A 10,851-nucleotide genomic window follows, 5' to 3' on the forward strand; every position below is an offset into this window, starting at 1 on the left:
AGGGCCGCTTCTGCCTTCTCAGCCTAAATATCTTAGAACTTCACACTAGTACTGTTCGCTACGGCTACGGACTGCTGGTTTTGGGAGGTGATATTCATATCCTTCACAGTCCAGTTCTTGGCGTAGCTGATGTCACCAGCGGTTTGCGCCGTCATCGTGATGTTGCTCAGGGTCATGTTTTCAAGCAGAGAGTTTGCTTGACCTTCGGCCGAAATCGCCTTTTTGGCGTTGGTCACGCGTACGTTGCTGATGTGCACGTCGCGGAAGTAAGGGAGGCCTTTTTCGGCAGGCTCTACTTTGGTCAGCATGGCTTTCCAATGGGCCGGCAGCGTTTCCTGAGTGTAGCCTTCGGGCAGCGTGGAGTAGCTGTAGGAGGGGTTCCAGTTCATGGTCATCTCGATGGCCACACCTACGCCGTCCATCTCGATATTATCAACGCGAATATCCTCTACTGTACCGCCCCGCGTGAGGGCCGATTTGATGCGGATACCAACCTTGGTGCCTTTCGCTTTCAGGTTGCGGGCAATGACGTGGCGAATGCCCCCCGAGGTCTCGCTGCCGCAGGTAAAAAGCCCCCCACCGGCACCAGCGACGCAGTTTTGGATGAGCACGTACTCCGTGGGCTTGTTCACCCGCAGGCCATCCGCGTCGCGGCCCGACTTCAGGCAGAAGTTGTCGTCGTTGCAGTCGATGTCGCAGTTTTGCACCAGCACGTAACTGCTGGAATCAATGTCGATGCCGTCGGTGCTGGGGCCGTGGCCGCCGAGATTATTGCGGATGATGAGGCCGTCGGCGGTGACGTTCTTGGAGTACAACACATGAACCGTCCAGAAACCGGCCCGCTGCAACGTAATATCTTTAATGGTAACGTTTGAGGAGTTTGACACGAGCAGCGTGCGTGGGCGCTTGGCGTCGTAGTCGACAATCCAGCGCAGGCCTTTTGCATTATAGTCTTTGCGCAAAGCCCAATACATATCCCAGAATGGCTTGCCTTGTCCATCCACGGTTCCTTTGCCAGTGATGGCCACGTTATCCTGATCCAGCACATTGATGAGCGCCGCGGGCCACACCATCTCGATGCCAGCAATGCGGCTCGGCATTTCAGGGTAGTCTTTGATATCCTGGCTGCCGAGCAGCGTGACACCTTTATCGAGGTGCAGAGTAACGCCTTTCTTCAAAAAGATAGAGCCCGTCAGATACTGACCAGGCTCAAATGTAACCACACCGCCATTTTTGGCAGCGGCGTCAATGGCTTTTTGAATGGCTTTGGTGTTAAGTGTTTTGCCATCACCGACTACGCCATACGTAGTGGCTGCAAACGTCGTTTTAGTCGTGGGCAGTGTTCTGGCGCCTACTTCCTTTACCCAGGCCGGATCTTCGGCGGTGAGCGCCGCTAGGTCGGTTACAAACGGACATAACCAGGAAATAAGCAGAAACAGAAAGGAGAGCAGCAGCTTCATGTGAGGTTGGGTTGGTACAGCTCAGGATAAAGCCCCAAATGCAACATGACGCGAGACGAAGGGGCGGTACAACAGATTCCCACCACCGCTGTTTTTGCCCCCCAGCCCCGCGTCAGTTAACACTTGCTTTTGCTTACTTAGCCAAATCTGCATTTTCTCTCCTGCTGAACCCTCCCGCACCCTCCTGTTACCAAAAAATTATTTGGCAAAACAGGCAAGAAAATTTAGATGGCTGCGCCTTGAACTTCGCCCTTATTCGCTAGAAGCAATTCATCACACTTGGCTAAAAATTAAGCCCGTCATGCTGAGCATGACGGGCTTGAAAATCTGGTTGATGATCGGCTAGTAACCAGGGTTTTGCTCAGCTTGGCGCTGCTCCTGCGTCAGAGCTTGGCCACCGCGGAAAATCCGCTCCAAGTGCTCACGTGGAATCGGCCGCAGCTTGTGGTAGGGCTGAATTTCGGCCCGGGTGTCGGGGTTGAACGTGCGGGCGCGCTCCAGCAGCGTTTCGGTGCGGGCCAGGTCTTCCCAGCGGTGCAGCTCGCCGGCCAGTTCGCGGGTTCTTTCGTTTAGAATGAAAGCAATGAAGCGCGCCTGCGTAGTGGTAGCCGACGGTGGATAAAGCTCGGCGGGGTCATTGGTCGTGAATTTGGTCATGGTAACTTGCAAGGCCGGAGCCGTGCTCGTCACGTCGCCGCGGGTGCCGCCTTCTACAAGGGAGAAAGCCGTTGGTTTGGCCTCGCCGGCCTTATATGCGGCCCGGTTACGCAGAATATTGATGTAGCTGATGGCCTTGGCATAATCGCCTTTGCGACCGTAAGCCTCAGCAGCAATCAGGTACGTTTCGGCAAAGCGAGCCAGAATGCCATCACGAGTGCCAGCTTCTTCGTTCACACCAGAGCCAGCCCGGAAAGGATCGATGTACTTGAGCAGCTGGGGATATTTGTTGCGCACGCCTACTGGGCCGGTTGGGTCATAGGCAGAAGCTACGGCGCCAGTAGCGTTGCGGAAATAGCGCGCAAACGTAGCGTAGCGCGTGCGAGCAATCTGGGCAGCCGTGAGCGTAGTCTGGGGGTATTTACCCGAATGAAAATGGCTGTGTCACCTATCACGAACTTACGCTGACCGACCAGCGCGGGGGTCGGTGCATTTGCGGCCGTCCACGGCGGAATAGTGGCGGCGTTGTTGGCTAGCCAAGCCGTTTTGAAGCTCTTATAAAACCGTGAGTCGTTGCGCCGGTCGTAGATGTCCATGGTGTAGTTGGTGGGCATCAGGCGGCGGAAGGGCCGGTCGTTGAGCAGGTCGCGCGACATGCCGGGCGTGTCCTCATAAAACATGGTGAAGTAGGAGTGCACACGGTTGCCAAAGCGGCCCGCCAGCGTAATCACGTTGTTGAACTGCGTGGAGAAGATAACTTCCCGACTTGTCTGGGCAGCGCGGTTGTTGGCGTAGCTGGAAATATCCCAGAGGCGGGCAAAGTCGTTTTCCAGAATGTAGCGGCCGGAGGTAATCACCTGGTCGGCGTAGTAAGCGGCGCTGTCTACGTCAGTGGGCTTCTGGCCGCGCTCGTCGGTAATGGCGCTGCCACGCGTCAGATATACCTTCGCTAAGTAGTGCTGGGCCGCACCCTTGGTCGCCCGGCCAAACTCAGCGCTGGTGGGGGACAAATTTTCCTCCGCGAAGCGCAGGTCTTTGATAATCTGCTGGTACACCTGCGGCACGGGCGTACGCTCGTATTCCAGCTGCACACTTTCAGTAGGCTTGAGCGAAATGGGAATGGCGCCGTACTGCTGCACCAACTGGAAGTAATAGTAGGCCCGCAGGAAATGCAGCTCGCCGAGGCGCTGGGCTTTCTGCGCGGGCGTGGCCAGCGTAGTAGTGCCCGTGAAAGCCGGAATCTTGTCGATGCCAATGTTGCAGCGGTTGATGCCATCGTAGTCGGCCGTCCATACGTCGTGCACGAAGCTCTCGATGCCGTTACCGGTATTCAGGCGGGCACGCTCGTAGGTATTCCAATACACGTAGTTTACCTGGTCGGCGTGGGTAAACTCATCGGTGCCGAAGTTGAACATCGCGTAGCTGTGCTCATTGGCGTACTTGAAGCGAGTTTGTTCGTAAGCCGCTTTTACGAGGTCTTCCAGCCCTTTTTCCGTGTTGTAATAATCGTTGGTAAGGGTAGAGACGAGTTCTTCCTGCAGATAGTCCTTGCAGGCCGTGGTAGTCAGGCCGAAGGTGGTAAGCAGGGCAATGGTTATGAGTCGATAGGAACGTTTCATGAGACTAGGCTAGACGTGGGGAATTAGTCGTCAAATCAGAAGCCGATGCGCAGGCCAACCACCAAGCTTTTGGTGCTCAGGTTGCGGGCTTGCGCCAGCTCGCCAGAGGTGGTACCGATGTCGGTAGCTTCGGGGTCTAGGCCTTTGAACTTGGTAATCAGGAAGGGATTGACCGCATTCACATACACACTCAAATTGGTGCTGTAAAACTTGGCAGCCAGGTCTTTGGGAATGGTGTAGGTAAGCGAAATGCTACGCACTTTGGCGAAGCTGCCATTCTGGTACCGCATAGCGTCGCCGAAGGTGGCGATGTCCTGCTGGCTGTTTGGCCGGGGTGCCTCGGTGGTCGGGTTGGCGGGAGTCCAGTAGTCCACTTGTTGGCCCGGAAAACGCCCCCCAAGGCCAGGCCGGAAGCCCGTGGCCAGCATCTGCCCGACGCGGGCATACACGAGGAAGCTCAAATCGAAGCCGGCGTAGGAGAAGCTGTTGCTCACGCTGCCGCTCCATTTGGGACGGTTTGAGCCCAGCACAATCTGGTCTTGGGTGTTGATCAGGCCATCATTGTTTACGTCCACAACTTTTATCGTACCGGGCTGCGCGTTGTAGCGTGCCAGGCCTTCGGTGTCGTAGCTCTGCCAGATACCGTCGAACTTATAGTCGTAGTACACGCCCAGCGGCTCGCCGATAAACCAGCGGTTGCCCAGGTCATCCTGCTTGCCCGAGGCTAGCTCCACGAATTCTTCCTTGTTCTTGGTAAAAACGAAGTCAGTGCCCCAGCGGAACTTGCTGGTTTCCACGTTCACCGTCGACACCGTTGCTTCTACACCGGTGTTGCGCGTGGCGCCGATGTTTTGCAGCACGTTGTTAAAGCCCGAAACCGTAGGAAGCGCGCGGGGCAGCAACAGACCGGTGGTATTCGCACGGTACACTTCCACCGAGCCGTTGATACGATTTTGGAACAAACCGAAGTCCAGACCTACGTTGACGGTGTTGGTCCGCTCCCACTCCAGCTCACTGTTGGGTAAGCCCCCAGCGTATTGGGTAGCGTGCCGGGGGTGGGCGTGTAGCCATAGGCTGGCGTCTCGTCCCACACATACGGCGTTTGCTGCAAGGTGCCGCCGGTGGTGTACGGGTCCACGGAAGCCTGGCCTACGGAGCCGTAGCCGCTGCGCAGCTTCAGCTCGCTCAGCATGGCTATGTCTTTAAAGAAGCCTTCTTCCTGTAGTTTCCAAGCCAGAGCCACGGAAGGGAAAAATGCCCATTTACGGCCCTCAGCCAGCACCGAAGCGCCATCGGCGCGGCCCGTAGCCGTGAGCACGTACTTGTCGCGGAAGCTATAGTTCACCCGTCCCATCCACGACATCAGCTGCCGTTGAATAAAGGGGCCGGAGCCGAAGCTTTGAGCCGCCGCGTTGTTAGTCGAGCCCAGGTTGTACCACTTCTGCGAGTCGTAAGGCAGATTGGTGGCACTGATGGACGAGCCTTCGCTGCGGTCCTGCTGAATACTTTGGAGCAGCGTTACTCCCAGGCTGTGGTCGGAGGTGATTTGCTTATCATAGAAAAGCAAGTTCTCAACGACGTACGTAAAGTTCTGATTCTGGTCGTATTGCGCAAAGGATACGGCGTTGGGGCCCCCACCCTGCCCGGTTGAGCGGGCCGAGCGAAACTGACCGTTGCGGGCGTTGCGGAAGTCGGGGCCCACGTTGAGGCGGTAGCGCAGACCTTCGAGCAGGCGGGCTTCGGCGTACAGGCTGGTGAAGAAACGGGCTACGCGTCGCTCGCTGAAGGTATTCTCCGGGTCGAGCAGCGGGTTCAGGATGTTGGCGTCCGCGCCGGGGTTGGTCTGAAATACGCCTTCCGCGTTGTATGGCGCGGCATAGGGCAGTTGCCCCACGGCCTTGCCGTAGATGTCGGGGCCGACGTTCTGAATGCCGAGGCTAGCGTTGGTGGAGCCGCCCACCGAAATGACTTTGTTGACTTTGAAGTCGAAGGTGGCGCGGGCAGTGTAGCGAGTAAAGTCCTGGCCGGGCTGAATACCTTCCTGGTTCAGGTAGCCCACCGACAGCGACGCGCGCAGGTTTTCGGAGCCACCGCTGGCGCTTAGCTGGTGGTTTTGGGTGAAGGCATTGCGCAAGGCCGCATCCTGCCAATCGAAGCTCTTGATCTTGCTGGGGTCGTAGATCGGAATCTGCGTAACGTTCGGGAAGCCGTACAGCGCAAAACGAGCTTTCTCCTCCTCCGTCGCTTCGCGCGTTTCAGGAACGCGGGCGTCGAAATCCCGCCAAGTGTACGCTCCGGCGATGTTGGCCCACACGTTCGGGTCGGTGCCAAACAGCGTGAAATCGTTTACGGGATTGGGGTAAGGCGTGGTGTAGGAGCCGGACGTACGATACGCTTCGCGGCGCACGTCGGCAAACTCCGCCGCGTCAAACAGCTCCGGAATGCGCAAAGCCCGGTCGAAGCTGCCGTAGGTGTTGTAGCTGATGTTGAACTTACCTTCCTTGCCGCGCTTGGTCGTAACGATGACCACGCCATTTGCCCCCGCGAACCGTAAATGGCCGTAGCTGAGGCATCTTTTAGCACTTCTACCGATTCAATATCATCAGGATTGAAGTCGTTCAGACCTGTGCCTTGGGCCAGCGGGATACCATCGACCACGTACAACGGCTCGTTGGAAGCCCGCACCGAGCGGTTGCCGCGAATACGAATGGCCGGCGTCTCGCCAGGCCGAAAATTGCCCCCCGCCACGTCCACACCGGCTGCGCGGCCTTGCAAGGCCTGCGTCAAGTTCTGAACTGGCACCTGCTTAATCTTCTCCTCCGATACCGACGACAGCGCGCCCGTTACATCGCTCTTTTTCTGGGTGCCGTAGCCGACCACCACCACGTCTGCCAACTGGGTTACATCCTCGGCCAATGTCACGTTTATGGGCGACGCACTCGCGGGCACTTCCTGGGTTACGAAGCCAATCGACGAGATTGTAAGCGTAGCACCGGCCGGGGCCTGCAAGCTGAAGCTGCCATCGGGGTTGGTACTCGTGCCCGTAGTAGTGCCTTTCACCACCACACTTGCCCCCGGCAAACCACTTTTATCGGTTGCCGTTGTCACTCGGCCCGTCACGGTTTGATCGGTCTGGGCATAAACACTGGCGGGCGCCAATCCAACCAAAACGGTCAGCGGCAGCCAGCGAGCTGAGTTATAAAGTTGTAACATAAAGGAGGAGTTGGAAGTGGGATTGCAAACAAGGACTTTCTGCCTACCAAGTACTTGTCTTCCTTGCCCAAATCCCTCCCGCACTCTCCTGCTACCGTGCTAGTTATTCTTCGATGTGATCAAAAGTTTTGCGATTGCCTCACACAGCCTATATCAATCGTACTTTGCTATGGCTCATTTCAATGGGCTTTCGTTTTTGTTGTGGTGCGTTGTTTTTACTCTACTCTTATTTGTGAAATCTGTTCACTCACTCTGTCCAGCGTTGCCTCATCAACCGTTAACTCCATTGAGTTCTTCGTGTAGTCGGCCAAGATTTCTTTTATTTCTTTTTTGTCCCGTTTGTTCAACAGTACTGATAATGTTCGAAAATTCATTGTGTCGTATTCATTGTCTACCAAATCAGCAACTCCAATTGGGTCCCAGTCATTTAGAATTTCTCTGATTTTTATAAAAGTGTTCTCCCATTCAGGTTTAAACGATTTATTATTAGATGTCAATTGTATGCTCCTTAATTTTTCCATTATAAGTCCTGCGATGTTTTGAAGTCGGACGAAATATTGTCTATCTGCCCCTTTTAATTCTTTAACAACTCTTCTTAAGTCGAAATAACAATGATGCAATATTCTAAAGTCGTCAGTACTTAATTGACCACGAGAGCCAATGTATTTGGTAATCAATCCAGCGGTGTCACTGTCAATTGAAACTAAGTCAATGCCCAATATCTCATCTCCTTGTCTGTCAGGGAAAGGAGTTATTAAATGTTCATTGTATAGTTTAACTATCTCGTCCATAAAAAATGCGCCACAACACCGGCATAAAACGCCTCACTCCATCTCAAAGACCTGATTCAGGTAGCTTTGTGGAGTCAAAATCAACCAGAACCTTGTGACTTTAAGCCTGATAAAATACGCGTTCTAACAGCGCTACCACCGGCGAGTTATCTGGGTTGGTCAGCATCAGATCGGCCATATAGTCCCACCAGCGCTGCATAATGGGCAGCGACGGTAGCTGATCAGCGGTGTGCTCGGGCAGGCGACGCTGCACGGCGAATAAGGTATCGGTGGCGGGATTCAGGTAGATAGAATACTCGCGAATGCCGGCCTCGTGCAGGGCTTCGGTCAGCTCGGGCCATATTTCGTCGTGGCGGCGCTGGTACTCGGCTTGTACGCCGGGGCGGAGCTGCATAGTAAAGGCTATTTCTTGCATGGGGGGCTTATTTTTTACCTTGAGTACTCACGCGCCACTGGTCGGTGCGGAAGGGTGAAGCGGGTAGTCCGGCTTTATTGTAGAAGTTAGGCATGGGCGACTTACTCCAGCCAAAACGCACAGCTACCGGCTGCTTTACCTGCTCGCTCCACACTACAACCGAGTTGCCCTCAATACGAGCCTGAGCGGGCCGAAACACGCTGTCGGGGCCGGCGATAATGAACTCGCGCAGATCCCCGTTTTGCGCCACTAGGCCGCCCGATGTATAGTCGAATTGCAGGCGGGCTTTGCCATCTTTCACTTCCATCTTCTTGTAAATCGGCCCCGAATAGGGCAGGTTTTTCTGCCCATACTCTTTGGCTAAAGCCCACAATGCCAACCGGTGGCCCACAACCTGCTTGTTGCGCGGATGAATATCAAGCGAGTCGCCAACGTCAGTGGTGACCACCATGCCTGTGTTCGGCACGGTTTGCATGCTCACCAGCTGGGCTTCGCGGATTTCAGGGTTCTGGCCTTTGTGGGGGGTAATTTGAACAAAGTAAAATGGCAGATTCGGCTGCTGCCAGTCTTGGCGCCAGTTGGCAATCATGGCCGGAAACAGCTTACGGTACTGATACGCGCGCTCGGCGTTGCTCTCGCCCTGGTACCAGATCACGCCCTTCAGCGTGTACGGAATCAGGGGCTTAATCATGCCGTTATAAAGCTTGTAGGGCGACTTATTGCTGGTCGCGCTAAGTGGCTCGGCGGGTTTGGGCGTCGTGGTTTGGGGCGTGGCGGCTTTTTCTTGCTGCCACGCGGTGAGGGCCGCTTCGTAGGCGGGGCGCTGGGTCAGGCCTTGGTCGTAGCGCGTGAGAATGGGCTGCAAATCCGGGTCCTTTTCCAGCACGTCTTTGCGCGTCCACGACTCGGCCGGCGTGCCACCCCAGGAAGCGTGAATCAGACCCACCGGCACCTTGGTTTTCTCGTGAATTTCCTGGCCAAAAAAGTAGGCTACGGCCGAAAAGCCCCCTACTGTTTCGGGGCTGCACACTACCCAACTCCCCTCCGTATCCATCTGGGGCGTATCGGCCACTTTCTGCGGCACCGTGAACATGCGAATGGCGGGGTATTTCGCCTTTGGTACTACCTCCGCTTCATTCACGACGCCCGTCATCCATTTAGAAGAGCCTTTCGCCACCGGGAAATTCATGTTCGACTGCCCCGAGCACAGCCACACCTCCCCTAGCAGCACATTGCTGACAGTCAGCTTATTCTTGCCTTGAAAGGTAATCGTGTGTGGTCCGCCAGCCGCACCGGTCGGTATCCGCACCTGCCAGTTGCCTTGGGCGTCGGCGGTAGCTTTCTGGGGGGCTTTTTGCCAGCTGGCAGTTACCGTTACCGCTTCGCCGGGGTCGGCCCAGCCCCAGAGAGCAACAGTTGTTTTTTGCTGAAGTACCATATTGTCGGCTATCAAAGCGGGCAGTTTGATGTTGGCCCAAGCAGGGCTAGCCAGCGCAAACAGCAGTAAAAGCAATAAGTGGCACGAATGAAGCCGATAGGTCATGCTGGGGGGCTTTTTACGAAGTGATTTTGAAGATAAAGGCAGAAGCGGTCATGGATTTCCCGCCCTGGGAAGCGCCAAACAAATACGCCGGCTTTCCATCGCGCAGCAATAACTGAGGCCGTTCCAAGCGGCCGTAGCGCTTCAGATTAGAGGGCGCAGGCGGCTCCACTACGCCATAGTCGCGCAGGGGCAAATAGGCAATTTTGGGGAAGTCCCAGCGCTTGCCGTCCTCCGATTCCAGGTAGAGACCAACTTCGTGGTTGTACACGCCCATATCGCGGGCCAGCAGCCGAAATTTGCCCCCCTGCCGCCACACAAAGGCGTCTTCAAACTGCTTGTTATGGCCTTGGTTGGAGAAGTCGATAACCGGATTGCCAGTGTGCTTCACGTAAGGACCTTCCAGCTTATCAGCCACGGCCAAACCGTACTTACGGTTGCCGCGAATGGTGGGGTCTTTAGCCGTGAGGTAGTCCTGAGTGTTCCACGATTTATAGTACAGCCAATACTGCCCGTTGGGGTGCTTGATGAAGGCCGGATTGGTGGTGCAATGGTCATCCCAGGCGCCTTCGGCGCCGGGCTCCAGCAAGGGCGCATCAGGTCGCTGCCAAGGGCCGTTGAGCGAATCGGCGGTGGCTAAGCCAATGCGCTTTGTGTTGGTTTTGCCGTTGCTGTTGCCCATGTAAAACAGGCAGTATTTCCCATCTACAAACTGAATACTGGGATTGTGGCAGGTGGTAGCGTCCCAATATCCGGGTCCGCGCGGGGCCAATACTACATCTACAAAACTGAACGGGCCTTCCGCCGAATCACCAACAGCGTGGGCAATTTCGGAGCTATTGATCCAGCCCCCCATACCTTTCTTGGCCGGCCAGCGCGAGAAAAATACGTGCACTTTGCCGTCGGGCCCGTCGATGGGACTTGTGCACCACACGTAGTAATCGGGCAGTTCCAGTGCGCGACCTACGGGCTTCAGGTGCTTGCTGAATTTAGAGAGGCGGCCTTTGGGATAATCAATCAGCCGGCCCGCAGAAAAGCCCCCCAGCGCCCGCGCCACTGGTGCGAGGGTTAGCGTAGCAAGAAAGGCGCGACGGGTAAGCATGGCTAACGGTGGTTTCGGATTAAAATAGATGACAGATCATTAGGACGGCGTCGC

At 55.7% G+C, this 10,851-nt stretch carries 9 protein-coding genes; all 9 read right to left on the reverse strand.

From position 1 onward, the window contains the following. Positions 1-32: 32 nt before the first annotated feature. The 9 genes from EPD59_RS14360 to EPD59_RS14405 all read right to left on the reverse strand — a co-directional run bounded on the left by EPD59_RS14360 (position 33) and on the right by EPD59_RS14405 (position 10,797). Positions 33-1,460, reverse strand: coding sequence for a glycoside hydrolase family 28 protein (locus EPD59_RS14360; protein WP_133273386.1), 1,428 nt, complete (start codon positions 1,458-1,460; stop codon positions 33-35). 342 nt (positions 1,461-1,802) lie between these two features. After that, positions 1,803-2,414 (reverse strand): RagB/SusD family nutrient uptake outer membrane protein, encoded by a 612-nt coding sequence (locus EPD59_RS14365; RefSeq protein WP_165963603.1) that lies wholly within the window; start codon positions 2,412-2,414, stop codon positions 1,803-1,805. A gap of 32 nt (positions 2,415-2,446) precedes the next feature. After that, positions 2,447-3,736 carry a RagB/SusD family nutrient uptake outer membrane protein gene (locus tag EPD59_RS14370; RefSeq protein ID WP_133273388.1) on the reverse strand — a complete coding sequence of 430 codons (1,290 nt, stop codon included), beginning with the start codon at positions 3,734-3,736 and terminating at the stop codon, positions 2,447-2,449. Between the two features lie 35 nt (positions 3,737-3,771). Then, positions 3,772-4,827: a TonB-dependent receptor domain-containing protein gene (locus tag EPD59_RS14375; protein ID WP_133273389.1), complete on the reverse strand. Its 1,056-nt coding sequence runs from the start codon at positions 4,825-4,827 to the stop codon at positions 3,772-3,774. A gap of 1,255 nt (positions 4,828-6,082) precedes the next feature. Then, the gene (locus EPD59_RS14385; protein WP_133273391.1) at positions 6,083-6,949 is read right to left on the reverse strand and encodes a TonB-dependent receptor plug domain-containing protein; all 867 of its coding nucleotides are present in this window, start codon (positions 6,947-6,949) and stop codon (positions 6,083-6,085) included. 215 nt (positions 6,950-7,164) lie between these two features. Continuing rightward, positions 7,165-7,740: a hypothetical protein gene (locus EPD59_RS14390; protein WP_133273392.1), complete on the reverse strand. Its 576-nt coding sequence runs from the start codon at positions 7,738-7,740 to the stop codon at positions 7,165-7,167. 100 nt (positions 7,741-7,840) lie between these two features. Beyond that, on the reverse strand, positions 7,841-8,155 hold the full coding sequence (gene rhaM, locus EPD59_RS14395; protein WP_133273393.1) for an L-rhamnose mutarotase: 315 nt from the start codon (positions 8,153-8,155) through the stop codon (positions 7,841-7,843). A gap of 7 nt (positions 8,156-8,162) precedes the next feature. Next, on the reverse strand, positions 8,163-9,698 hold the full coding sequence (locus EPD59_RS14400) for a sialate O-acetylesterase (protein WP_133273394.1): 1,536 nt from the start codon (positions 9,696-9,698) through the stop codon (positions 8,163-8,165). Between the two features lie 13 nt (positions 9,699-9,711). Further along, positions 9,712-10,797, reverse strand: coding sequence for a glycoside hydrolase family protein (locus tag EPD59_RS14405; RefSeq protein ID WP_133273395.1), 1,086 nt, complete (start codon positions 10,795-10,797; stop codon positions 9,712-9,714). Positions 10,798-10,851 lie beyond the last annotated feature (54 nt).

This window comes from Hymenobacter radiodurans (assembly GCF_004355185.1).
In the GTDB taxonomy this organism is placed as follows: Bacteria; Bacteroidota; Bacteroidia; order Cytophagales; family Hymenobacteraceae; genus Hymenobacter; species Hymenobacter radiodurans.

What these genes read in the sequence shown, in the direction of transcription:
- EPD59_RS14360 (WP_133273386.1), bottom strand. Translation starts at nt 1,460, where the DNA reads ATGAAGCTGCTGCTCTCCTTTCTGTTTCTGCTTATTTCCTGGTTATGT.
- EPD59_RS14405 (WP_133273395.1), bottom strand. Translation starts at nt 10,797, where the DNA reads ATGCTTACCCGTCGCGCCTTTCTTGCTACGCTAACCCTCGCACCAGTG.
- EPD59_RS14385 (WP_133273391.1), bottom strand. Translation starts at nt 6,949, where the DNA reads ATGTTACAACTTTATAACTCAGCTCGCTGGCTGCCGCTGACCGTTTTG.
- rhaM (WP_133273393.1), bottom strand. Translation starts at nt 8,155, where the DNA reads ATGCAAGAAATAGCCTTTACTATGCAGCTCCGCCCCGGCGTACAAGCC.
- EPD59_RS14370 (WP_133273388.1), bottom strand. Translation starts at nt 3,736, where the DNA reads ATGAAACGTTCCTATCGACTCATAACCATTGCCCTGCTTACCACCTTC.
- EPD59_RS14400 (WP_133273394.1), bottom strand. Translation starts at nt 9,698, where the DNA reads ATGACCTATCGGCTTCATTCGTGCCACTTATTGCTTTTACTGCTGTTT.
- EPD59_RS14390 (WP_133273392.1), bottom strand. Translation starts at nt 7,740, where the DNA reads ATGGACGAGATAGTTAAACTATACAATGAACATTTAATAACTCCTTTC.